The following is a 26,931-nucleotide window of genomic DNA, read 5'->3' as shown; positions in this document are numbered from 1 at the left end:
ATGTGTGGAATTGTTGGATATATTGGTCATAGAGAAGCTTATCCTATTATAATAAAAGGACTTAAGCGATTAGAATACCGTGGATATGATAGTGCTGGGGTTATGTTGTATGATGGGGAATCTTTAAAATTATCAAAAACCAAGGGCAAAGTTTCTGATTTAGAAATTAAGGCTCAAAATGAAATTACTCTAAATGGATCGATTGGAATTGGTCATACACGTTGGGCAACCCATGGAGTTCCAAATGATGTAAATTCACATCCTCATGTTTCTAATTCTGGGGATTTAGTGATAATTCATAATGGTATCATAGAAAACTATGCTCCTTTGAAAGTTGAGCTGATAAAAAGAGGTTATACTTTTACTTCTGATACTGATTCTGAAGTTTTAATTAATCTTATTGAAGAAGTTCAAAAAAAGGAACAATTAAAATTAGGCAAAGCGGTTCAAGTGGCATTAAATCAGGTTGTTGGTGCTTATGCTATTGCAGTTTTTGATAAAAAAACACCAAATGAAATTGTTGCGGCAAGACTGGGCAGCCCATTAGCGATTGGAATTGGCGAAGGGGAATATTTCATCGCTTCCGATGCTTCTCCATTTATTGAGTACACTACCAATGCAGTGTATCTTGAAGACGGGGAAATGGCTAATATTAGACTGCATAAACCGATGAAAGTTCGTAAAATTAAGGACGACTCTATTGTTGATCCTTATATTCAGGAGCTTCAAATGAACTTGGAGCAAATCGAAAAAGGAGGTTATGATCATTTCATGCTGAAAGAAATCTATGAACAGCCAAGTGTTATTAAAGATACTTATCGTGGAAGACTGCATGCTAATGAAGGTATTGTTCAACTGGCTGGGGTGGAAGATAATATTGAGAAATTTTTGAACGCAGACAGAATTATAATAGTGGCTTGCGGTACTTCTTGGCACGCTGGTTTGGTTGCTGAGTATGTTATTGAGGAATTTGCAAGAATACCTGTTGAAGTCGAATATGCATCTGAATTTAGATATAGAAATCCAATCATTAACAGCAAAGATGTTGTAATTGCAATTTCACAATCTGGTGAAACTGCAGATACAATGGCTGCTATAAAATTAGCGAAAGATCATGGAGCGTTTGTTTTTGGTGTATGCAATGTGGTAGGTTCCTCTATTTCCAGAGAATCTCATGCAGGGGCATATACGCATGCTGGGCCAGAAATTGGTGTAGCTTCAACAAAGGCATTTACTACTCAAATTACTGTTTTGACAATGTTAGCTTTGCGTTTAGCTAAAGCTAAAGGAACTTTAACTCATTCAGATTTCCATACCTATCTGCAGGAATTGGAAATCATTCCTGAAAAAGTGAAAGAGGCTTTGGAAACTAATGCTAAAGCAATGGAAATTGCAGCTGTTTTCAAGAATGCTCCTAATTGTTTGTATCTTGGCCGTGGTTACAATTTTCCTGTAGCACTTGAAGGTGCTTTAAAACTTAAAGAGATTTCGTATATACACGCCGAAGGTTACCCTGCAGCCGAAATGAAGCACGGGCCAATTGCATTAATTGATGAATTGATGCCTGTTATTGTAATTGCTCCAAAACAAGGGCATTATGATAAAATTGTCAGTAACATCCAGGAAATTAAATCGAGAAGCGGTAAAATTATTGCAGTTGTAACTAAAGGTGATACACAAGTTCGTGAACTAGCTGATTATGTTATTGAAATTCCGGAAACTTCTGATGCTTTGTCCCCGCTGATTACTACTATACCATTACAGCTTTTATCATATCATATAGCTGTAATGAGAGGATGTAATGTTGACCAGCCTAGAAATTTAGCTAAATCGGTTACGGTTGAATAAATAAAAACTGTATTACATATTTTTTTAAAAAGCGAGATCTATTCTTGCTTTTTTTTTGCTTTTTGCTTTTTACGAAAACGTTGTAAATTTTTATGATAAATTTAAAGAAATTGCTAAATTACTATGTATGCATAATATTTTACGCGAATAAGTCATTATTTTATTAATAATTATGCAATTTATGAAAATACAATATTATTATCAATATTGTTGTTTTGATGATAATAACAATAATTTTTTTTATTTTTTTTATTGATAATTAAAAAATATATGTAATTTGGCTTCATTAACCAAGAAAATTTAGCCAAATGAGATTGTATTTACTTTTTTTAACATTATTCTTTTGTAGCATATCTTTTGCGCAAAATTCTATCAAGGGGGTTGTTACGGATGAAAAGAATCAGCCAGTAGCAGGCGCCAGTATCAATGTGGCAGGAACAAATGAAGGAGCAATTTCGGATTATGATGGTTCTTTTGTTTTAATTACGAAGCAAACACTTCCTTTTTCTCTTGAAATTAAAGCTATCGGGTATGGTTCTTCCAGTGTTTCTGTAGAATCATTTAGCCAAAAAGTTATTGTGAAATTAAACTCAGAAGAGACAAAATTAAATGAGATTGTTGTTTCTGCTTCGAGAGCACCCGAAAGAGTATTGCAGTCACCTGTTACAATTGAAAGAATGGGGATCCAGCAAGTAAAAAGCACAACAGCTCCAACTTTCTATGATGGTTTAGAAAATTTAAAAGAAGTGCAGTTTAATACCAGCAGTATTTCATTTAAAACAGTAAATACAAGAGGTTTTGCTGCAGTAGGAAATACCCGTTTTATGCAATTAGTGGACGGTATGGATAATTCATCTCCAGCATTGAACTTTGTATTAGGGAACTTAATTGGTCTTTCGGATATTGATGTGGCTAGTGTGGAGCTTTTACCGGGAGCTTCTTCTGCTTTATATGGGGCAAATGCATTCAATGGAATTTTATTCATGAACAGCAAGAGTCCTTTTGTTTATCAGGGAATCAGCTCTTATGTAAAATATGGACAGACTTCTCAAGATGTTGCTGGAACCAATGATTATTTTGATATGGGAATTAGGGCGGCTACTGCTTTTAGTAAGCATTTTGCAGTTAAAGCTAATTTTAATTATATGAAAGCTACCGAATGGATAGCTGATGACAGAAGAAGTGTGAAAGGAGGTTCTATTGGTCATGATGCTAATCAAAATTATGACGGGTTGAATATTTATGGAGACGAGGTATCTACTTTTATTACTAATGTCGGGGATGTAAGCAGAACTGGATATCGTGAAAAAGATTTAAATGATAATAAAGTAAATAGTGTAAAGGCAGATTTTTCTATGCATTTTAAGCCGTGGGCAAATGATACTGAGATTATACTTCAATATAAATTAGGTATTGGAAATACTATTTACCAAGGAGCTAACAGATATGCTTTGAATGATTTCTTTATGAGTCAGACAAGAATCGAAGTGAAAGGGAAAAACTTTTTTGCAAGAGCGTATCGTTCAAACGAAGATGCTGGGAATTCGTATGATATGCGTTTCGCGGGTTGGAATGTGCAAAGAATGGCTAAATCGGATACGAACTGGTTTACTGATTATGCGACATCGTTCCAATTGTCATCTGCTGTTTTGGGGCTTGATGCGAATGAAGCGGCAAATTATGCACGGACTTTTGCTGACACTAATGTATCGCCTGGCTTGAATTTAGTGCCAAATACTGATCCTACAAATCCTTCAGCGCCAAGAGGGGTAAGATTTGAGCCAGGAACTCCCGAGTTTGCAAATGCGCTCAATACAGTTAAATCCAATCCTGATTTTACAGAAGGAGCAAAGTTTACGGATCAGTCAAAAATATACCATTCTGATGTCAATTATAATTTTAAAGAGCTAATTAAGTTTGCTGAAATTCAGGTTGGAGGTTCAGCCCGTCAATACGAAATGAATTCCAGCGGTTCAATTTTTACTGATTATGACGGACCGATTCGTTACAACGAATATGGGGTTTATACTCAAGCTTCCAAATTGTTTTTAGAAGACCGTTTGAAATTGGTTGCGTCTATACGTTATGATAAGAGTCAAAATTTTGATGGTAATGTTTCTCCTAGAATATCTTTTGTGTATTCTGCCGGAGCTCAAAAAACACACAACTTTAGAGTTTCTTATCAAACAGGTTTTAGAAATCCAACCACACAGGATCAGTATATTGGACTTGATTTAGGTCCGTTTGCATTAATTGGTTCTGCACCAGAAAATTTAGTGCGTTTTTCTGAAGTTTTAAAGGTAAGTTCTGCGGGTCAGTTGGCAGGTGCTGGTGCAACTGTTCCAATGGACGGTAATAATGCTTATAATAATTCATACACATTAGTTTCGGTACAAGATTTTGGTAAAGCCTTGGCTGAGAATCCATCTGATGTGGCTGGAGCCGCTGCTAAATTAAAATCGGCAAACATAAATTTAGTTCGTCCTGAAGAAGTAAAAGCATATGAATTGGGGTATAGGGCTATAATCAATAATGACTTTTCAGTAGATATTAATGGATATTATAATCAGTACAATCATTTCTTGAATACTTCAAGGGTAGCAGGTGTTTATTATGGAAATGTTAATTCGGCAATCAATTTGTCAGATCCTTTAAGTCCGGTCTATGCTTTGGCAAGAAGCGACAGAAGAATTTATCAGGTATACAGTAATACTTCTGCAGATGTTGCATCATTAGGTTTTGGCGTTGGATTATCCAAAAAAGTCTATAAAAATTTTGAATTAGGAGCAAATTACAATTATTCTCAATTAGATTTTGATCAGTCTGAAGATCCTGGATTTGTTACAGGCTTTAATACTCCAAAACATAGAGTAAAAGCATCTTTAGGAAATACCAAATTGTTTAAAAATTTTGGATTTAATACAAATGTTAGATGGAACTCAGAGTATTTATGGCAATCTTCTTTTGCAGACGGCATGATTCCATCAACAACTGTTGTTGATGCTCAGATCAATTATGCTATTCCAGCTTATAAATTATTGTTTAAAGTAGGGGGGACTAATATTGGGGGTAAAGATTATATCCAAGTAATAGGCGCAGGTTCAATAGGTCAGCAATGGTTCGCTTCATTGACAATTAATCCTTAATTAAAATAAGATAAAAACTTAAAAGATATAGTAATGATAAAAAATTTCAAATGGCTACTGTTAGTTTCTTTAAGCTTTGTAGCATGTAATAATAATGATGAGGATTCGGCACCAGCGGAAATTCCGATTACTCCCGGTTCGGCTTCTTTTGCTAAATATGTGGCATTAGGAGATTCTTTTGCGGCAGGTTATAGTGATGGAGCTCTTTTTAAGGCGGGTCAGGAAACATCGTATGTAAACATATTAGCGCAACAGTTTATGCCAGCCGGAGGTACAGCCGCTACAATACCCTTCATGTCTGATAATGTTGGAGGCTTGTTGTTGGGAGGAAATGTAATTGCCGAAACTAGAAAAGCTATTCTGGGATTTAATCCTGATAAATCGCCTATTATTGGTTCAGTACCGGGAACTCCGACTACAGAAGTAACGAGTCATTTGACGGGGCCTTTTAGCAATTTGGGAATTCCAGGAGCTAAAAGTTATCATTTAGTGGCTTCTGGATATGGAAATGTAGCCGGAGTGGCATCGGGGAAAGCGAATCCGTATTATGCGCGTTTTTCAACTTCTGCAAGCTCTACAGTTTTGGCTGATGCTTTGGTTCAGTCGCCAAGTTTCTTTTCTTTATTTATTGGAGGAAATGATGTTTTAAGCTTTGCTATATCTGGAGGTGTGGGTGTAAATCAAAAAGGAAATTTAGACCCTTCAACTTATGGTTCAAATGATATTACAGACCCAAATGTTTTTGCCAATGTATATACCGCCTTGGTTACTAATTTGACGGCTAAAGGAGCAAAAGGGGTAGTTGCAAATTTACCATATGTTACGTCGTTGCCTTATTTTACAACTGTTCCTTATAATCCAGTTCCTTTGGATGCAACAAAGGCGGCTCAATTAAATGCGGGTTATGCACAATACAATGGCGGATTACAAGTCATGGTTGCTAATAAACTGCTGACTGCTGAAGAAGCAGCAAGAAGAACAATTAAATTTGCTGCTGGTAATAATGCGGTTGTTATTGTGGACAGTTACTTGACAAATTTATCAGCTTATGGGCTTCCATCTTACAGGCAAGTGACCAAAGAAGATTTAGTTGTATTGACTGCCAGAACTTTCATTGGTACTTTGGTTGGAGGAGATCAAACGAAAATTAATGGTGTTTCTGTTCCTTTAGCAGATCAATGGGTGCTTTCAAAAGATGAAGTTAAAGAAGTGGCTACAGCTACAGATGCTTATAATGTGACTATCGATGCAGTTGCAAAATCTAAAGGACTTGCTTTTGTGGATACTAAAGCGGCACTTACTCAATTGTCTTCAACGGGAGTCCGTTTTGGGAATTTTCAGATGACAGCTTCTTATGTTACAGGCGGCGCTTTTTCATTAGATGGAATTCATCCTACACCAAGAGGTTATGCTTATATTGCTAATCTTTTTATAAATGCTATTAATACTAAATATGAATCAACATTGAGAACAGTGGATTTGTCACAATATCAAAGTTTATTTCCTGCTGTCATAAAATAATTCTAATTTTTTTATGCTAAAAAACCACCCGTTTATGGCGAGGTGGTTTTTTGATTTTAAGACAAAATAGACTGTTTTGACAGTTTGAAACGGCTTTATAGTCAATCCGATAAAATTTTAGCTTTTTTTGTAAAAAAAAATATTGATTTTATATTTTAAAAAATTATCTTTGCACTCTGAAAAAAGTATCCATTCGATGAGTTTCGATGGGCTGTATTTCATAAACCTAAATAGCTATTTAATAAATACATAAGTAATGTCAAAAGTAATAGGAAAAGTTGCCCAAATCATTGGACCAGTAGTCGATGTAGTTTTCAACGGAAAAGATGTTGAACTTCCAAAAATTTATGATTCATTAGAAATCACTAAAAAAGACGGTACATTATTAGTACTTGAAGTACAATCTCACATTGGTGAAAACACTGTTCGTACCATTTCGATGGACTCAACAGATGGTTTGAGCAGAGGTTATGAAGTAGTAGGGACAGGAAATCCTATCCAAATGCCAATCGGTGCCGATGTTTACGGTCGTTTGTTTAACGTAATTGGTGATGCTATTGACGGTTTGCCTGCTTTAGCAAAAAMAGGTGAAAACGGAACTCCAATTCACAAGCAAGCACCAAAATTTGAAGATTTATCAACATCTTCTGAAGTTTTATTTACAGGTATTAAAGTAATCGATTTGATTGAGCCTTATGCAAAAGGGGGTAAAATTGGATTGTTTGGTGGTGCTGGAGTAGGTAAAACAGTATTGATTCAGGAGTTGATTAACAATATTGCAAAAGGTCACGGTGGACTTTCTGTATTCGCAGGAGTAGGGGAAAGAACACGTGAAGGGAATGACTTACTTCGTGAGATGTTGGAGTCAGGAATTATTAAATACGGTGAGGAATTCATGCACTCTATGGAAAATGGAGGATGGGATTTGTCTAAAGTAGATTTACCTGGAATGAGAGAGTCTAAAGCTACTTTCGTTTTCGGACAAATGAATGAGCCTCCAGGAGCTCGTGCTCGTGTGGCGCTTTCTGGATTGTCTATCGCAGAATATTTCCGTGATGGTGCAGGTTCTGATCAAGGAAAAGACGTATTGTTCTTCGTTGACAATATCTTCCGTTTTACACAAGCAGGTTCAGAGGTTTCGGCTCTTTTAGGACGTATGCCATCTGCAGTAGGTTACCAACCAACATTGGCAACCGAAATGGGTGCGATGCAAGAGCGTATTACATCTACAAATAAAGGTTCTATTACATCTGTACAGGCGGTTTACGTTCCTGCGGATGACTTAACTGACCCAGCTCCGGCAACAACATTTGCCCACCTTGATGCTACTACTGTATTGTCTCGTAAAATTGCTGAGTTAGGTATCTATCCTGCGGTGGATCCATTGGATTCCACTTCAAGAATTTTGGCTCCTCACATTATCGGTAAAGATCATTATGAGTGTGCACAAAGAGTAAAGGAAATTCTTCAAAAATACAAACAATTGCAGGATATCATTGCGATTCTTGGTATGGAAGAATTGTCTGAAGATGATAAATTAGCGGTTTCAAGAGCTAGACGCGTTCAGCGTTTCTTGTCTCAGCCTTTCCACGTTGCAGAGCAATTTACAGGATTAAAAGGTGTTTTAGTTGATATCAAAGATACTATCAAAGGATTTAATATGATTATTGACGGTGAATTAGATCACTTGCCAGAATCAGCTTTTAACCTTAAAGGTACTATTGAAGAAGCTATCGAGGCTGGAGAAAAAATGTTAGCGGAAGCGTAATTGGTTGTTAGTTGTTAGTTGTCAGTTGTTAAAAACAACCATCAACGATCAACGATCAACTATTAACTAAATTAATTATGATTTTAGAAATAGTATCACCAGAAGCAAAATTATTTTCAGGAGAAATCACTTCTATTTCTGTTCCAGGAGTAGATGGCCGTTTTCAAATGTTGAATAACCACGCGCCAATAGTTTCATTGCTGCAAAAAGGAACAGTTAATATTACGGCTTCAAGCTTTGATTTAGACGAAGAAACAGCAAGTTTATTTACCAAAGTAAATGATCAAAATTATACATTAGAAATTAACTCTGGGACTCTYGAGTTAAAAGACAATAAAGTAATTGTTTTAGCAGATTAAGACAATTCAGTTCTAAAATGAAAATGCCTGACTTATGTCAGGCATTTTTTTTGCATTAGATAGATTTAAAAGCCAATAGTTAAAAGCAATATTTTCTTAACTTTGCTTTTATGAATTTTCCAAAAAATCTTACCGATAAACTCGAGAACCGAAGACAAAATAAATCATTGCGCTTTCTTCCGAAGCCTAGCGGATTAATCGATTTTTCTTCGAATGACTATATTGGCTTTTCAAAATCGGAGGCTATTTTTAATGCTGCCCATCAATTTTTATTGGATCATAATATAAAAAGCAATGGGGTAACAGGATCAAGGTTAATCTCAGGTAATCATTTTTTATATACTGAAACAGAAAATTTTATTGCTCAATTTCATCAATCAGAATCGGCTTTGCTGTTTAATTCAGGGTATGATGCCAATGTTGGTTTCTTCAGTGCTGTTCCGCAAAAAGGAGACTTGATTTTATACGATGAATTGTGCCATGCTTCCATTCGGGATGGAATTCAATTGTCGAATGCCAAGTCTTATAAGTTCAAACATAATGATTTTGAGGATTTAGAAAAAAAGATTGTCAATTTCAATGGCAATAACAATGAAAAAACCGCAATAATCTATATTGTGACCGAATCTGTTTTTTCGATGGACGGCGACTGTCCGAATATGGAAGAACTGATTGCTGTTTCAGAGAAATACAATTGTTATTTAGTGGTTGATGAAGCCCATACTTTGGGAGTTTTTGGAGAAAAAGGAGAAGGCTTGATTCAATATTTGCAGCTGCAGGACAAAATATTTGCCCGGATAATGACTTTTGGCAAAGGCTTAGGCTGTCATGGGGCAGTTGTTTTAGGATCTAGTGAATTAAAATCGTATCTCGTTAATTTTGCCCGAAGCTTTATTTATACCACAGGACTTTCTCCTCATTCGGTGGCCACGATTTTAGTTGGTTACCATCATTTAGAAAAAGATAAAAATGCACTTGAACTACTAAAAGAAAACATTGTCTTTTTTAATCAGGTGAAAAAAATGCTGTATTTAAATCCGCTTTTTATCCGCAGTAAATCAGCAATACAAAGCGCCATTATTCCTGGAAATGAAAAGGTAAAAAATATTGCCAGTTCGCTACAGCAAAATGGTTTTGATGTCAAAGCGATACTTTCGCCAACCGTTCCAGAAGGACAGGAAAGATTGCGCTTTTGTATCCATAACTTCAATTCAAAAGAAGAAATTTCATCTCTGATGGCCTGCCTTTCCTCACTTCTTTAAAAAAAACAAATATTTTTTTGTAACGTTTTGATTGTTCGATTACTTACGTGCTGTAATTAAATAAGATTACTTCAATCATCAATCAAAAAACAAACAAGTTATGAAAAATGTATTCAAATCAATTGTAGCAGTAACGGTATTAGTCTTTAATTTTTCAGTTAATGCACAAACTCAAAAAAGTGAAAATTCAGTATTGTGGGAAGTATCAGGTAATGGACTGGCAAAACCTTCTTATCTTTTTGGAACCATTCACATGATCTGCGGGAAAGATTTTGTTATGAAACCTAAAGCCACAGACGCTTTCTCTCGAACCTCAAAATTGGCTTTGGAAGTTAATATGAGTGATATTGAGGAGTTAAAAATAGTGCAGCAGGCAGCTATGGGCAAAGAACCATTGTCTAAAACATTATCCCCAAAACAAATTGCACAATTGGAAGATGTGTTAAAAAATAGCGGAGGACTTACTTTGGCTCAGGTCGATAGTTATACTCTGGAAACTGTTATGAGTTTGTTGTTTATGAAGTCGCTTGGCTGTGCCGATTTGAAATTTTATGAAATGGAATTTCTTGCCAAGGCTAAAGAAAGCAATAAGCCAATCGTTGGACTCGAAAAAGCCACTGAGCAATTGGATATTTTAAACAAATCATTTACTGATGATGAACTGCTTGCTTATTTGCAAAAGATAAATGCCAACATGTCTGATACTATGATAAAAGATTATAGAAATGAAGATATAGGCAGTCTTTATGCGATGACAACTGACAAAGAATTGATGTCTGTAAACACCAAAAAAATATTATTAGATAACAGAAACATAAATTGGTTAAAAATAATGCCCGAAATGATGCGTAAGGAAAGTGTTTTCTTTGCAGTAGGCGCAGCGCATTTAGCAGGAGAAGGTGGAGTGATCAAATTATTAAAGAAAGCTGGATATACAGTGAAACCTATAATGAACTAAAATTTTGAAAACCAAAGAGCAAGAGTTTTTAGCCCGTATTGAGCAGCACAAAGGAATTCTCTATAAGGTTTCTAAAATGTATATGGATAATTGGGACGATCAGCAGGATCTGTTTCAGGAGATTGTCCTGCAGTTGTGGAAAGCCTATGACAGTTTTAAAGGCGAAAGTCAATTTTCGACTTGGATGTACRGAGTGGCGATTAATACCTCGATAGTTTTTTTGAAGAAAGAAAAACGAAAGGTGGACAAATATGAAATAGCCTCAGAAAACATCAAGGAAGAAGAAAGTGATTCTGACCACAAAGAAAGTCAGCTGCATCATTTTTACAAAGCTGTTCAGGAATTGGATAAAATTGACAAAGCCATTATATTTTATCAGCTTGAGGGATTTTCACATAAAGAAATAGGAGTCAGTTTAGGTATCTCAGAAGGAAATGCAAGAGTGAAGCTGAACAGGGCAAAAGACAAATTAAAAGAAATTATAAAAAAACAAGGTTATGGACTTTAAGGATATACAATCAGCTTGGGAGAACGAAAAAACAGAAAGCGTGAGTCTTCCTACCCATTTGGACAAAATAAAATCGGCAAATACGCCTTTGGAAATAATTAAGAATAATTTAAAAAAGGAATTTTTATATCAAATAATTTCCATTGTAATAATTGGATTTGTTCCTTTTATTTTTGAAGTTCCTGCCAATACAGTTATGCCATTTTATTTGCTTTTTTCCATATTTGTTGCGGTTTGCATTTATTATTTGGTGAAATTATATATTTTTTACAGGAGATTAGGAAGAACAACTTTAAGTACTAAAGACAGTCTGTATGAGACCTATTTTGATATTCGGCTGAATATGGAACTGTATAAAACTTTCGGATTTGCGTTAATACCGTTTGTTATATTGTTTTTATTGGGGTTCATATATTACCAAATTCCTGATTTTTTTGCTAAAGGGCTTAACAGTACTCCTTTTTTGGTTACTACATTTTCGATCGTTATTTTTTCAATTTTGTTTATGGGTTTGGCTCTGGAATGGTGGGTTCATTTTTTTTACGGGAAATATGCCAAAGAGATCAGGAAAGTTCTTGATGAGCTAAGAGAAGAGTAATAAAACAAGACCCATCGCAATGATGGGTTTGTTTTTTTATTGGTATTTTTGTGTTTTGAAATGTACGATTACGCTAAGTTTCGCAAAGAGAAAACATAAAGACATGCAAAGAATAATTAAAAACGTTGCGTATTGGACCACGGATAATACGGATATTACCGATTTACACAGATTAATATGGCAGATTTATTACACGGGTCTATAACAGATTCAATTTTAAAAGTTTATTATGAAGTTTATAATGAACTTGGTGCTGGTTTCCTTGAAAAAGTATATCAAAATGCAATGTATTTTGAATTGATTGCAAGAGGCTACAAAGTTGAAGCTCAAAAGCAAATTAAAGTTTATTTCAAAAAACAACTTATAGGCGACTATTTCGCAGATTTATTAGTTGAGAACAAAGTAATAGTCGAACTTAAAGCTTGTGAATTACTTATGAATGTTCATGTGGCTCAAACAATGAATTATCTAAAAGCAACAGAAATTGAAGTAGGCTTATTGTTGAATTTTGGAGAAGAACCAGAGTTTAAAAGGTTTATCTATACAAATGACAGAAAAATTAATTTAAAAAATCAGTGATAATCAGTAGTATCCGTATTATCCGTGGCCATAAATCATGAAACTATTTATTACAGGAATTTCTACCGATGTGGGCAAAACTATTGCTTCTGCCATTATTGTTGAAGCTTTGCAAGCCGATTATTGGAAACCAGTTCAGGCGGGAGATTTGGACAATTCAGACAGCCATAAAGTAAAATCATTTGCTTCCAATGGTAAAACAATCATTCATCCGAACAGCTATTTGCTGAATACTCCGGCCAGTCCTCATCTTGCCGCTGAAATAGACGGAGTAACCATTGATTTGAAACAAATAATTGAACCAGAAACCGAAAACCATTTGGTTGTTGAAGGAGCTGGAGGTGTTTTTGTTCCTTTGAATAATACGGATTGTATTATTGATTTAATCCAGCCCGATTACAAAGTAATTGTGGTTTCAAGACATTATTTGGGCAGTATCAATCATACACTGCTTACGATAGAAGCGTTGCTTAATCGTAAAATAGTGATTGGGGGAATTATTTTTTCCGGAGAAGAAAATAAAGCGACAGAGTTAATTATTTTGAACAAAACTGGGATTAAATGCATTGGACGAATTGAACAGGAACCGTATTTTGACCAAAATGTAATCAAAGAATATGCGGATCGGTTTCGGGAGATACTGTTGAGCTTATAAGACTATAGAATATAGAATAAAGAGAATAGACTTTCTTATCTTTGTCAAAAATCACAGTGTTTAGTCTTTTTTCTATACTCTGTTTTCTATAATTCTTTTATCTAATGACTTTAATCGAAAGAGACAGCCAACATCTTTGGCATCCTTATACACAGCACAAAACGGCAGCTCTTCCTATTGCAATAACCAGAGGTGAAGGCGCTTTGCTTTGGGACGAAAACAACAAAGAATACATTGATGCCATTGCTTCTTGGTGGGTCAATCCTTATGGACATTCCAATAAGTTTATTGCCGATGCAATTTACAAACAGCTGACCACATTGGAGCACGTTTTGTTTGGCGGGTTTACGCATGAGCCAGCCATTATTCTGGCTGAAAAACTGTTAGCTATTTTACCGATTAATCAAAAGAAAGTATTTTTCTCCGATAATGGTTCAACATCGGTTGAAGTGGCGATTAAAGTGGCTTTGCAGTATTTTTATAATAAAGGCGAAAAGAGAACAACAATAATAGCTTTTGAAAATGCTTTTCATGGCGATACTTTTGCAGCAATGGCTGCTAGCGGAATTTCGTTTTATACGCAGGCTTTTCAAGGGATGTTCATTGATGTGGTCCGGATTCCAGTACCGGTTAAAGGAGAGGAGCAGGCAAGTTTTGATACGCTGAGAGCAGTTATAAAAAATCATAATTGCGCTGGATTTATTTTTGAGCCCTTAGTGCAGGGAGCAGCCGGAATGGTGATGTACGAACCCGAAGCATTGGATCAATTGATCCAAATTTGCCAAGAAAACAATGTTCTCACAATTGCCGATGAAGTAATGACAGGCTTTGGAAAAACCGGAAAAACGTTTGCCTGCGATTATTTGACCCAAAAACCGGATATGATGTGTTTGTCTAAAGCCTTGACGGGTGGTACCATTCCTATGGCGATTACTACTTTTACTTCAGCTCTTTTTGATGCTTTTTATGATGAAGATATCAATAAAGCGTTATTTCACGGACATACTTTCACCGCAAATCCTACGGGTTGTGCAGCTGCTTTGGCTAGTTTGACTTTGTTGGAAACAGCAGCAATGCAGCATAATTTGATCCGAATTAATAAAAKCCATTTAGCATTTAAAAAACGGATTGAAAATCATCCTATGGTTACAGCCACAAGAGTGCTCGGGGTTATTTTTGCATTGGAAATAAAAACAGAGACTTCTGCTAGTTATTACGGAACTTTACGCAACAGGCTTTATGATTTCTTTATTGATAATGGCGTGATTTTGCGTCCAGTTGGGAATATTGTGTACATTTTGCCTCCGTATGTGATTACTGATGCGCACTTGCAAAAAGTGTATGAAGTAGTCGAAAAAGCATTGGAAATAGTTTAGAGTTTAGCCACAAAGGGCACTAAGAAGACACAATGTCCAGAAAGTTTTTATTCTAAATAGCGCCCTTAGTGCAATCTTGGTGCTCTTAGTGTTTAAATAGTTGTCTTTTTACGTAAAACTTTGCGACCTTTGCGGTCAAATCACAATAGAATATTTTGTCACAAATCATCTCCATAACCGCTATAACATCCATTTCGTCATTAGGGAATTCGTCTGATGCGGTTTGGAAAAATTACCTTTCTGAAAGTCCTTGTTTCTCAACACAATTTCTGGATCATCAAAACACTGCTGTTGCCGTACTTGATGAGGATTCTAAGGCAGAAGTTGATGCATTACGGCAATCGGACATAAAATATAAGTCTCTGGATCAATCCGTTCTGTTTGCAATGGCTGCTTCACGCAAAGCGATTAAAAAAGCGGGATGGAATGATAAGGATATTTTCGGAATCAACATTGGTTCTTCCCGTGGAGCTACTGATTTATTTGAAAAACATTTTCAGGAATACTTAGAGAGTGGAAAAGCGCAGACTTTGGCTTCGCCAACGACCACACTAGGGAATATTTCTTCTTGGGTGGCACATGATCTGCAGAGTTCAGGACCTGAAATTTCACATTCGATCACTTGTTCTACGGCACTGCATGCGGTTCTTAATGGAGTAGCGTGGCTGCGATCGGGTATGGCCGATAAATTTTTGGTTGGCGGCAGTGAAGCACCTTTAACCGATTTTACGATTGGTCAAATGCGGGCTCTGAAAATTTATTCTAAAAGTGACGAAAAATACCCAAATCGCGCTTTGGACTTGGATAAAAAACTAAATACGATGATTTTGGGAGAAGGAGCAGGAGTATGCTGTCTCGAAATAGGGAAAAAAGAAAATGCCTTGGCTTTTATTGAAGGCATTGGCTATGCTACTGAAATATTGGAACACAACATTTCGATTTCGGCAGAAGCGGACTGTTTTCAAAAATCAATGAAAATGGCTTTAGCAAATACAGATTTATCCGAAGTTGATGCCATCGTGATGCATGCTCCCGGAACTATAAAAGGGGATTTGACTGAGTACAGAGCGATTGAGAAAGTTTTTAGTTCGTCAGTTCGATCTTCAGTCTCGGGCGGTACGGATTTGCCATTGCTGACAACCAACAAATGGAAAATTGGCCACACTTTTGGCGCATCGGGAATTTTGAGCTTGGAAATGGCTATTTTGATGATGCAGCATAATCAGTTCATCGGAGTTCCTTTTGCGGAAGCAAAAAAACAGACGAAACCTATTCGTAAGGTCTTGGTCAATGCCGTTGGTTTTGGAGGAAATGCGGTGAGTGTTCTTTTAAGTTTATAAAAGCCAGCTATTTCTCAAAGATTTGCTAAGGTTTTGCAGAGATTGACAAAGTTTTTTAGTCTAAAATAAGCAATTGAATGTTTAGTTTTTTTGAGTTTACTTCTCAATTCATTTGGAGAATCTTCGTGTTTTCTTCGTGAATCTTTACGAAAAACAGTATCAGGCGTTAGCATTCTCCAGCTCTCGTACTTTGTCATAAACTAAATTGCTCTCGAATCCTCGGCGGAGCATATAGTCACAAAATTTCTTTCTTTTTTTTAGGACATTTTTTTCTGTGATGGAGTTCCAATTTCTTTCGGCCAATTCTTCAAATGTGGTGATGTATTCTTCGGGTTCAATTTCTTTCAGGGCAATATTAATCAGTGTTTGATTGATATTTCGCATTTTTAGCTCATTGGTAATTCGGATTTTACCCCAATGCTTAATGCGGTGTTTTCCTCGGGCAAAACTGCAGGCAAACCGTGATTCATTAAGAAAATTGTGTTCAATTAGATGCACTATAACTTCGTCTATTTCTGACGCATCCAATTTCATGCTCCATAACTTGGATACCACTTCCTCATGGCAGCGTTCCTGATAAGCACAAAAATGTTCTATTTTTTGAATGGCTTCTTTGATCGAATAGACTTCTTTCATGAGCAATGTTATGTTTTAGTTGTCTAGACGCAAAAGTAATTTTTTCGAACGAAGAAATAGAATGTGCTTCATTTTTATTGTTTCTCCAAAAATGTTTTAGTTTTCTTTTTTGAGATCAAAATAAAATTGACAAAAATTTAATTTTCAGTGTTTGTTTCTTTTAATTGCCAAATGGGCTGTTTGTAAAATTTAAATAATATTATTTGTAAGTTAATTATTATTATAAATAATAAAATATGTTTTTAATCGATTAAATATGCTTTTCTTCTGTTTTTTTAAATTTATTCGTTAAATTCGAGTATGCTTTAAATTCCAGAATAACAAATTACCTATTTAGATGATTAATTGAATACTGAATATAAATTTAACAGGCTATTCTTATGAAAACAATTTTACTTTTAATGTGTGGTCTTTTTTTGATTTCACAAGTTTCTTTCGGAAAAGAGATGAATGCAAAAGCTTCGGCAGGTAATAATGAAATTAAGTTAGAGCGTATTGCTTTTAAGAATTCAAGTGACTCAAAAAAGAGTCTTATAGAAAGAAATAGAGTTTGGCTGAATTTTTCCAATGCAGAAGGAGCTTTTAAGCAATTATTGGTTGCTTATATTACTGGAGCAACCAATGGCTGGGATAAACTGTATGATGCTGTTACTTTAGATTCGAATCCATATGTTGATTTTTACAGTATTAATGGAGGTAAGAATCTCACCATTCAAGGAAGAGGCCTGCCATTTTTGATAACCGATGAAGTACCATTGGGTTACAAAACGACGATAGTTGGCACATTTAATATTACTATAGATCATGTAGATGGCTTGTTGGTTAATCAAGATGTTTTTCTTAAAGATTTAGTTACTGGCGTTACCCATAATTTAAAAAATGGCACTTACAGTTTTACAACATTAGCTGGAAGATTTGATGACCGTTTTGTGTTACTTTATGTTAATAGTAGTCCTGCACCTCCTGTAGAGCCAATTGTAACAGTTCCAGTTGTCCCGACTCCAGTCGTAACTGAACCGGTTGTAACAGTTCCAGTTGTTCCGACTCCTGTTGTAACTGAACCGGTTGTAACAGTTCCAGTTGTTCCAACTCCAGTTGTAACCGAACCGGTTGTAACGGTTCCAGTTGTAACTGTTCCAGTTGTAACTGTTCCAGTTGTTCCGACTCCAGTTGTAACTGAACCGGTTGTAACAGTTCCAGTTGTTCCGACTCCTGTTGTAACTGAACCGGTTGTAACGGTTCCAGTTGTTCCTGTTCCAGTCGTAACCGAACCGGTTGTAACAGTTCCAGTTGTTCCGACTCCAGTTGTAACTGAACCGGTTGTAACGGTTCCAGCTGTTCCGACTCCAGTCGTAACTGAACCGATCGTAACAGTTCCAGTTGTTCCTGCTCCAGTCGTAACCGAACCGATCATAACAGTTCCAGTTGTTCCGGCTCCAGTCGTAACTGAACCGATMGTAACAGTTCCAGTTGTTCCTGCTCCAGTTGTAACTGAACCGGTTGTAACAGTTCCAGTTGTTCCTGCTCCAGTAGTAACCGAACCGATTGTGTCAGTTCCAGTAGATTTGGTTTCAATTGATGCTAATACTCTTAAAAAACTTTATAGCGGAAAGGGAAACCCATTGATTGTTTCGGTTGAAAATAATCAGATAACGATTAACGCAACAGAAGCTCCCATAAATGAGATTTTTATATACAGTATGGGACAAAAGCAGCTGTTTGAAAAAAGAAATATCAATACCAATGAATATGTGATTAACGACTTAGGTGTTGCTAAGCAAGTATTAATTATTAAAACCCAGCTTAAAAACGGTAAATGGACAACCAGTAAAGTTATTTTATAATCTTGCTTCTAAAAAAAAATCGCTATTAGCCTCATTTTGTAGATACAAGATGAGGCTTTTTTATGTCGTCACAATTTTTTGAATGTGATGGCTTTTACTATTTTTGCTGAAATTTTCATACGATTTTAAAAAAATATGATTGTTGTTATTTTTTTAATGTTTAGATTTGTAGCATATTAAGTGTGTTTTGTTTAGAATAGATAAAACAAAATACAAATGAGAGCTGTTTTTTGTATCTAAAAAATATGGAAACAGTTTTGTGAATTTGAATAATAAAAGAATAGCCTCACCCCCAATGCCTAAATTGTATGAATAAAACTTTACCTACTGTAGCTGCTTTTTTATCTCCCCAGATAAATAAGCTAAAAAATTATTATTCTATTTTGTCAAAATTGATAATAATGGTTGTGTTTGATCACTTAATCAAACAGGATAGCACAAGAAAAGATTCAGTAAATCTTTTGTATTTGCGCTAGCCTTATTATTTCCTTTTTTTTCTAAAGATTATCGCTAGTATTCGTATTCGAATCCGCATGGATTTCGAGTTATGAATATTTTTTGCCTGAGAAATCAATTCACTAATTGAATGAATCTGATTATATGAAATTAAAATTACTTTTTTGCATTTCCAAATACCCCCAAATATTATGAATAGAATTATACTTTTCTTTTGTTTATTGATTTTTCAATTTGGTTTAGGACAGACTACTTGGGATGGTTCATCAAGTACAGATTGGAATACAGGTGCCAACTGGTCTACAAATGCAGTGCCAACTTCTGCTGTTAATGTAATAATACCTAGCGGAGTACCAAATATGCCAACTATCTCTACAGCTACATCTGGAACTACGGCAGTATGTAATAATTTAACGATTAATGCTTCGGCTACTTTGACAGTTAATAACAAAAATTTTACTGTAAGCGGTACATCTTCAATCTCTGGAACATTAATACATAGTAGTACAACTGGAACAAAAATTTTCACAGGTTTGGTTACTGTAAATTCAGGTGGAACATGGAATAATACAGCGGGTGAAGCTATAGAATTCAGAGGAGGAATTACGAATAACGGAACTTTTACGGCAGGTGCAGGAGTTCAGACATTTAGTACTAATGCTCAGGGATTATTAGGAAATCTAACAATACCAAATGTTACTGTAACAGGTGTTACACTTACCAACAACGGTAATCTTTACATTTCGACAGCACTTTTGGGAACAGGTGCAATAACCAACGCATCGCCGGCATCGAATACACTTGTTATTCAGGGTATCAGCTCTATAGCTACTATTACCAATAATGCAACAGCAAATATAGATCCAGGTTCCGGTGCAATAAGTTCTACGACTTTTACAAATACAGGTACGCTAAATCTTAATGGTTCTGGTGCAATTGCAACTATTACCAATAGTACTGGAGGAATAATTAATCTTAATAATTCAGGAACTATTACATCTTTAAATAACGCAACGGCTACAAGCGTGTTATATATAAATGATTTAACTGTACCTACAATTAGTACTCTTACTGCAAATACCGCCGGTAATACTGTAAATTATAGTGGTGCGGGTAATCAAACAGTAAAAGGGGGGGTAACCTATAGTAATCTTACATTTTCTAATTCTGGGACTAAAACATTAGGGGGAGCTGTTACTACAAATGCCGCTTTGACGCTGAATAATAATACAAGTTTAGATATGTCAACTTTTTTGTTAACCTTAAACGGAGATCTTATAAATAGTGGAAGCGGTACTATAACAGGTATATCAGGTGGAGTTACAATTACAGGAACTGCTACTCAAAGTATAGCTGGATTTACGACTGCAGGAACAGTTTCAATGACTAAAACGGCAGGTACAGCCACATTTACAGGCAATGTAAATGGAGTAGGATTAACGATAAATGGAACAGGAGGAACATTGAATTTAGGAACTTCATTAACACATGCATTTACAGGAAATTGGATAAGAACTGCTGGGACTTTGCAAGGAAGTTCTAGTGTGTTGGAAATAGCTGGTGATGTTAGTGGTACTGGCGGAACTTTTACTGCGGGTACAGGAACGGTGGAATTCAATAAGGCTGGCGCACAAAGCTTAGGTACAACTGCTATAACGTACAATAATCTTATATTATCTGGTTCAGGAACGAAAACTTTTGGAGCAGCAACAACTATAAATAGCAATTTGTCTATTGCTTCTGGAGTAATAGCTAATTTGGGTACTGGTTTAACTCATCCTGCGGGGACACTAACTTTAGGAGGTTTCACAACACCATCTGGGACATGGGGAAGCACAAGTTCAACTGCAGCCAATACCAATAATACTTTTTTTGCAGCAACGACAGGTATTGTTAATGTAGGTACAGCTACTTGTACGGCTCCTACGCCCCCTTCTTCTGTATCTAATGGCTCACGTTGTGGTGTTGGTATCGTAAGTTTATCAGCAACTCCAGGTTCTGGACAAACGATAGATTGGTATGCAGCATCTAGTGGGGGTACAGCTCTGTTAACGGATAATTCAAGTTATACAACACCTTCCATTTCGGGTACAACAACCTACTATGCTGAAGCAAGAAATACTACAAATTATTGTGTTTCAGCTACAAGAACCGCAGTAACGGCAACAGTAAACGCAGTACCCGTAGTTACGGTTGATAAATTAACATCAAACATTTGTTCTGGGCAATCCGTTACTTTAACAGCGGCTGGTGATTCTGGTAATGCAGTGACTATGGATGGTGGTAATTATATGACTGTTAATGGAGACCCATTAAGCACAACAACAGATTTTACGTTTGAGACCATGCTTTACTGGACAGATAATACCACCAATTGGCAACGTATTTTTGATTTTGGTTCAGGTATGACCAATAATATGTTTTTTACCCCAAGATTTGATGGAAATAAGTTGCCTAGATATGCAATAACCATTAATGGTAACAATAATGAGCAGCGTATTGATGGTAACACGTCAATTACTACAAATACATGGCATCATTTGGCCATAACTTATAATGCAGCCGCAAAAACAGGTATTATGTATTTGGATGGAGCAGCTATAGGTTCAAATACTAACATGACTCTTACTCCTGCTGCTATCACAAAAACAAATAGCTATTTTGGTAAATCACAATATGGAGTCGATCCTAACTTGGCGGGTACTATGGATGAAATACGTTTATGGAATGTAGCGAGATCAGCTACAGAAATAAATGCATATAAGGATAAAACTGTGCCGTTAAGCAGTACGGGTTTGGTGGCTTATTATAAATTAAATGAAGGTACGGGTACTATTTCAAATAGTGCTGTTGGGTCGTCATCGGTTACTTTGTCGGGGTCACCTACTTGGACAACTTCTACGGCTCCAGTTTCCTCTAGTGACGGTTTAATCCCTACCTATTCTTGGACGCCTACTACAGGATTAAACACTTCTTCGGGAAATGTAGTTATAGCCAGTCCAACTACCACCACCACTTATACAGTTACTAGTACGTATCCTAATACTTGTTATGCTACGGTAAATGCTGTCGTAAATGTTTCAGCAATCACTACTCAGCCGGCAACAGTAGGGCAAACAGTATGTATAAATAGTGTTGCTACTGCTTTAACAATTGTAGCTAGTGCAGCGTCGGGGAATAGTATAAGCTCATACCAATGGTATAGTAATACTACGGCTTCTGCTTCAGGAGGAACCAGTATTTCAGGAGCTACTTCAGCTTCTTATACTCCTTCTACAGCCACAGCGGGTACTCTTTATTATTATTGTGTAGTTACATTTTCTAGTGGTTGTACAGTTACAAGTGCGGTTTCGGGAGCAATCCTAATCAATGCTTTGCCAGCAATTAGCAGTCAGTCAACCGCGGCACAAACGATTTGCTTAAATGGAACGGCCACCGCTATGTCAGTAACGGCTACTGGTGCTGGTCTTAGTTATCAGTGGTTTAGCAATGCTACAGCAAGCAATTCAGGAGGTACATCTATTGGKTCAGCAACATCATCGAGTTATACACCGCCCACTACAACAGCAGGCACAAAATATTATTATTGTGTTGTCAGCGGAACATGTACACCGTCGGTTACAAGTGCGGTTTCGGGAGCAATCCTAATCAATGCTTTGCCAGCAATTAGCAGTCAGTCAACCGCGGCACAAACGATTTGCTTAAATGGAAYAGCCACCGCTATGTCAGTAACGGCTACTGGTGCTGGTCTTAGTTATCAGTGGTATAGCAATTCTACAGCAAGTAATTCAGGAGGTGCATCTATTGGGTCAGCAACATCATCAAGTTATACACCGCCCACTACAACAGCAGGCACAACCTATTATTATTGTGTTGTCAGCGGAACATGTACACCATCGGTTACAAGTACAGTTTCGGGAGCAATCCTAATCAATGCCCTGCCGGCAATTAGCAGTCAGTCAACCGCGGCACAAACGATTTGCTTAAATGGAACAGCCACCGCTATGTCAGTAACGGCTACTGGTGCTGGACTTAGTTATCAGTGGTTTAGCAATGCTACAGCAAGTAATTCAGGAGGTGCATCTATTGGTTCAGCAACATCATCGAGTTATACACCGCCCACTACAACAGCAGGCACAACCTATTATTATTGTGTTGTCAGCGGAACATGTACACCGTCGGTTACAAGTACAGTTTCGGGAGCAATCCTAATCAATGCCCTGCCGGCAATTAGCAGTCAGTCAACCGCGGCACAAACGATTTGCTTAAATGGAACAGCCACCGCTATGTCAGTAACGGCTACTGGTGCTGGTCTTAGTTATCAGTGGTTTAGCAATGCTACAGCAAGCAATTCAGGAGGTACATCTATTGGTTCAGCAACATCATCGAGTTATACACCGCCCACTACAACAGCAGGCACAAAATATTATTATTGTGTTGTCAGCGGAACATGTACACCGTCGGTTACAAGTGCAGTTTCGGGAGCAATCCTGATCAATGCCCTGCCGGCAATTAGCAGTCAGTCAACAGCGGCACAAACGATTTGCTTAAATGGAACAGCGACCGCCATGTCGGTAACGGCAGCAGGAGCTGGTCTTAGTTATCAGTGGTTTAGCAATGCTACAGCAAGCAATTCAGGAGGTACATCTATTGGTTCAGCAACATCATCGAGTTATACACCGCCAACTACAACAGCCGGAACAACTTATTACTATTGTGTTGTCAGCGGAACATGTGCACCGTCGGTTACAAGTGCAGTTTCGGGAGCAATCCTGATTAATGCCTTACCCAACAACGTATCTAGTGGTTTCTCTGCACCAACCATATGTGCAGGTGACAGCCCACAATTAACTTTTGACGCAGAGAACTCGTCTTTTGGACCAGCTGTTGGTTATAGTATTACATATAGAAATGAGGCTAACTCACAACTATATATTCAATCCATCGGAACTGCATCTTTAACTACTTTTGCGGCAGGAGGTAACCCAACTGTTAATACAGCTTATACATTAATTTCAATTACTAATGGAAATTCTTGTACAAGAACGGCTCCATTTGCAGATGAAACTGCTAATCTTGAAGTTAGACCAATACCTACAGCTGGTATTAGCGGTACAACCAGTGTGTGTTTAGGCGCTTCGTCTCCCAATATTGTTTTTACAAACCCTCAAACCGTTTCCGTAACTGTAACTTATAAAATCAATGGAGGTTCGGATCAAACAATAGATATAGGAGTTGGTGCAAGCAATACTTCAAGTGTAGCAGTTTCAACAGCTTCTGGCGGTAGTTTTGTATATAGTTTAAAAAGTGTAGCGTATCAAGATACAGCTTACTGTTCTACCACAATTACAGGAAGCGCAACTGTAACAGTCAACACTGCTCCAGCCATAACCACACCGCCATCAAACAGTACTGTATGCGAATCAGATAACACTTCATTTGCCGTAGTGGCTTCTGGAGCTGGGCTTACGTATAAGTGGCAGTTAAGCACCGATGGAGGAACAATTTTTAATGATCTTTCAAACACTGGAGTATATTCGAATGTGACAACTGACACGATGAACATCACAGCAGCGACTATAGGGATGAATAACTATCAGTATCGTTGTGTGGTAAGCGGAACCTGTACACCATCAGTGACCACAAGTGTTGTAACGTTACATGTAAATTCTGATTCAGGAAATATTTCTTTGAATGGAATATCCTATGCTTCAAATGGAAGTGCAATTTATTGCCCGTCAACTACAGCCGTTTTTAGTATAGCACCAGTTACAGGAGCTACAGGCTATACTTGGATAATTCCATCGGATTGGACAGAGTTAAGCGGACATGGAACGACAACTTTAACAGTAAGAACGGGTACTAGTTTATTAAGAGAAATAGTTTCGGTTAAGGCAGATAATTTGTCTTGTTGGAGTTTTTTAGGGGTTACGTTAAGCACAGTTCCGCCAACAGCACCTGGAGTTTCAGTAACAGCACTTACTTGTGCAGCTCCTAAAGGAAAAATAGCTGTTACATCAACAGCTCCAGGAACTGTATATACTTTGACAGGTACTAATCCGGTGGTGGCAGCAGTAACCAATACTACAGGAAGCTTTTCAGGACTTGATGCGGGAGATTATGCAGTAACGTCTCAAACAGGTGCAGCATGTGTTTCGGCAAGTGCATCTGCTACAATACAGCCATTGGTGACAAAAATATGGAATGGCTCCTGGTCACCTGCTGGAGTTCCAACAATAAACGATTATGTTGTTTTTGATGCTGATTACAACCTGCCAGTTACAGTAAATTCTTGTTCTTGTGTAATCAATTCGGGTAAAAAGGTTACTATTGGTGATGCTATTGGTTCTGAATTAGTATTAAAAATTATAAACGGTTTAGATGTTCATGGTACATTGACATTCGAGAACAATGCGAGTTTAGTGCAGATAAATAATAATGCAGTAAATAGCGGATCAATAACTTATAAACGCACGACTCCTGAATTGAAAGATTTAGATTACGAATATTGGAGCTCTCCGGTAGCAGGTCAAACACTGGGTGGTTTGTGGACGAGTGATCGTTATTTCAGGTATACAAATGGAGCTTGGGAAGCACAAGGAGGTAATACCCCTATGGATATCGGCAGAGGATATATTATTCGTGTTAGTACAAGTACGCCTTTCTACCAAAGTGTTGTGTTTAATGGAGTGCCAAATAACGGAATCAAATCAATAACGGCTCAAGGGGCTAATAAAAGTAATTTAATAGGGAATCCATACCCATCTGCCATAGATGGAGAAGCGTTTATGATTAATAATCCAATAGTTACGGGAGCTTTATATTTTTGGACGCACTTTTCGGCTAGAAAAGTAGATAATACAGGTACTAAATATATCTATAATGCAGATGATTATGCTGTATTTAATTTGTCAGGTGGAACTAGTACTGTAGCGAAAAGTATCACTGATGCACACCAAACAGGAGTAACTCCTAATGGAAAAATTGCATCAGGTCAGGCCTTTTTCGTAGTTAGTGATCATGCGGGTGATTTTACTTTTGATAATTCGTTGCGATTGGATAATGGTAATAGTATAGATAACAGTATATTTTTCAAGCAATCAAACACTAAGAAAACGACAAAGATTGAGAAAGATAGAGTTTGGCTGAATTTAACGAATGATGGCGGTGCTTTCAAGCAGCTATTAGTTGGCTACGTTACAGGAGCGACCAATGATTTTGATAAATTGTATGATGGCCTAACCCGCAATGGAAATGCCTATGTAGATTTTTATAGTGTTAACAATTCCAAGAATTATACTATTCAGGGTCGTGGATTGCCGTTTGACAAAGCCGATGAAGTGCCGTTAGGTTACAAAAGTACTATAGCAGGAACATTCCAGATTGGAATTGATAAGGTTGATGGTAGTATGGTGAATCAGGCGATTTATTTGGAAGATAAACTGACTAATACTATCCATGATTTAAAGACAGGATCGTATTCTTTTACAACAGAAAGCGGGGCATTTGATGACCGTTTTGTATTACGATATACTAATACTTCTAAATTGGGTACTGGAGATGTTGAAGCCAAAGGAAAAGGAGTTTTTGTGTCTGTAAGAAACCATCAGATAAAGATCAATTCTTTTGATCAGACTCTGGCTTCTGTAAAAGTTTATGATCTAAAAGGAAGCTTGCTGTTCAATAAAGACAAAGTGAATAAGAATGAATTCATTATTGACACTTTAAATGCCGGTGATCAGTTTATGGTTGTCATGATGCAGCTGGAAGATGGCACGCGTATAAGCGAAGAAATTATTTTTCATGAATAAATGATAATCTTTTAAAAATTTTGATCCCATTCTGTTTATTCAGAATGGGATTTTTTTTTGACTGAATTTGAATGCAGTTAGCAGTTATATGAGAGGGGAATGCTATCTTTCTATGAAGCTGATGCCTGCCTCTTGGACACATATAAAATGGTACACAGATGGCTCTTCTTTAGAATCTGGCTTTGTTGGCTCTTAGTCTGCCAAAGTAATTTGAATCGAATTCCCAAACAAGGAAGTAGCAGTATTAAAAATGGCCTTTTACAGCC

The 26,931-nt window shown here is 36.9% G+C and carries 16 protein-coding genes; 15 read left to right on the top strand and 1 reads right to left on the bottom strand.

The genetic code is table 11. The annotated features are described in order from the left end of the window. The 13 genes from glmS (at window position 1) to AC1DVP_RS14240 (ending at window position 15,918) form a co-directional block, all read left to right on the top strand. On the top strand, window positions 1-1,848 hold the full coding sequence (gene glmS / locus AC1DVP_RS14300) for a glutamine--fructose-6-phosphate transaminase (isomerizing) (protein WP_477184159.1): 1,848 nt from the start codon (window positions 1-3) through the stop codon (window positions 1,846-1,848). 308 nt (window positions 1,849-2,156) lie between these two features. Then, entirely contained in the window at window positions 2,157-4,994 is a 2,838-nt protein-coding gene (locus AC1DVP_RS14295; RefSeq protein WP_477184158.1) for a carboxypeptidase-like regulatory domain-containing protein, read from the top strand. 33 nt (window positions 4,995-5,027) lie between these two features. Then, the gene (locus tag AC1DVP_RS14290) at window positions 5,028-6,515 is read left to right on the top strand and encodes an SGNH/GDSL hydrolase family protein (RefSeq protein ID WP_477184157.1); all 1,488 of its coding nucleotides are present in this window, start codon (window positions 5,028-5,030) and stop codon (window positions 6,513-6,515) included. A 256-nt stretch (window positions 6,516-6,771) separates the two neighbouring features. Then, the gene (gene atpD / locus AC1DVP_RS14285) at window positions 6,772-8,283 is read left to right on the top strand and encodes a F0F1 ATP synthase subunit beta (RefSeq protein WP_477184156.1); all 1,512 of its coding nucleotides are present in this window, start codon (window positions 6,772-6,774) and stop codon (window positions 8,281-8,283) included. 77 nt (window positions 8,284-8,360) lie between these two features. Continuing rightward, complete coding sequence (locus AC1DVP_RS14280) at window positions 8,361-8,642, top strand: FoF1 ATP synthase subunit delta/epsilon (protein ID WP_477184155.1); 282 nt, start codon at window positions 8,361-8,363, stop codon at window positions 8,640-8,642. Window positions 8,643-8,752: 110 nt separating this feature from the next. Beyond that, window positions 8,753-9,904 carry an aminotransferase class I/II-fold pyridoxal phosphate-dependent enzyme gene (locus AC1DVP_RS14275; RefSeq protein WP_477184154.1) on the top strand — a complete coding sequence of 384 codons (1,152 nt, stop codon included), beginning with the start codon at window positions 8,753-8,755 and terminating at the stop codon, window positions 9,902-9,904. 100 nt (window positions 9,905-10,004) lie between these two features. Further along, the gene (locus AC1DVP_RS14270; RefSeq protein WP_477184153.1) at window positions 10,005-10,862 is read left to right on the top strand and encodes a TraB/GumN family protein; all 858 of its coding nucleotides are present in this window, start codon (window positions 10,005-10,007) and stop codon (window positions 10,860-10,862) included. Window positions 10,863-10,866: 4 nt separating this feature from the next. Continuing rightward, window positions 10,867-11,370, top strand: a complete 504-nt coding sequence (locus AC1DVP_RS14265) for an RNA polymerase sigma factor (protein ID WP_477184152.1) — start codon at window positions 10,867-10,869, stop codon at window positions 11,368-11,370. Beyond that, the gene (locus AC1DVP_RS14260; RefSeq protein WP_477184151.1) at window positions 11,360-11,968 is read left to right on the top strand and encodes a hypothetical protein; all 609 of its coding nucleotides are present in this window, start codon (window positions 11,360-11,362) and stop codon (window positions 11,966-11,968) included. Before AC1DVP_RS14265 ends, AC1DVP_RS14260 begins: the two co-directional genes overlap by 11 nt. Before the next feature lie 177 nt (window positions 11,969-12,145). Next, window positions 12,146-12,547 (top strand): GxxExxY protein, encoded by a 402-nt coding sequence (locus tag AC1DVP_RS14255; protein ID WP_477184150.1) that lies wholly within the window; start codon window positions 12,146-12,148, stop codon window positions 12,545-12,547. 37 nt (window positions 12,548-12,584) lie between these two features. Beyond that, window positions 12,585-13,202, top strand: a complete 618-nt coding sequence (gene bioD, locus AC1DVP_RS14250; protein WP_477184149.1) for a dethiobiotin synthase — start codon at window positions 12,585-12,587, stop codon at window positions 13,200-13,202. A 104-nt stretch (window positions 13,203-13,306) separates the two neighbouring features. Further along, the gene (gene bioA, locus AC1DVP_RS14245) at window positions 13,307-14,578 is read left to right on the top strand and encodes an adenosylmethionine--8-amino-7-oxononanoate transaminase (RefSeq protein WP_477184148.1); all 1,272 of its coding nucleotides are present in this window, start codon (window positions 13,307-13,309) and stop codon (window positions 14,576-14,578) included. A 155-nt stretch (window positions 14,579-14,733) separates the two neighbouring features. Further along, a complete protein-coding gene (locus AC1DVP_RS14240; protein WP_477184147.1) occupies window positions 14,734-15,918 on the top strand; it encodes a beta-ketoacyl synthase N-terminal-like domain-containing protein in 1,185 nt (394 codons plus the stop codon). A 159-nt stretch (window positions 15,919-16,077) separates the two neighbouring features. On the opposite strand, the gene AC1DVP_RS14235 is transcribed toward AC1DVP_RS14240, so the two are convergent. Continuing rightward, window positions 16,078-16,554, bottom strand: a complete 477-nt coding sequence (locus AC1DVP_RS14235) for a regulatory protein RecX (RefSeq protein ID WP_477184146.1) — start codon at window positions 16,552-16,554, stop codon at window positions 16,078-16,080. A gap of 380 nt (window positions 16,555-16,934) precedes the next feature. On the opposite strand from AC1DVP_RS14235, the gene AC1DVP_RS14230 reads away from it, so the two are divergent. Both AC1DVP_RS14230 and AC1DVP_RS14225 read left to right on the top strand, forming a co-directional pair. Then, a complete protein-coding gene (locus AC1DVP_RS14230; protein WP_477184145.1) occupies window positions 16,935-18,398 on the top strand; it encodes a hypothetical protein in 1,464 nt (487 codons plus the stop codon). A 647-nt stretch (window positions 18,399-19,045) separates the two neighbouring features. Continuing rightward, complete coding sequence (locus AC1DVP_RS14225; RefSeq protein ID WP_477184144.1) at window positions 19,046-26,665, top strand: Ig-like domain-containing protein; 7,620 nt, start codon at window positions 19,046-19,048, stop codon at window positions 26,663-26,665. The last annotated feature ends 266 nt before the right edge of the window (window positions 26,666-26,931 follow it).

This window comes from Flavobacterium sp. P3_A6 (assembly GCF_056403035.1).
This window is presented reverse-complemented; position numbering and strand designations above follow the sequence as displayed.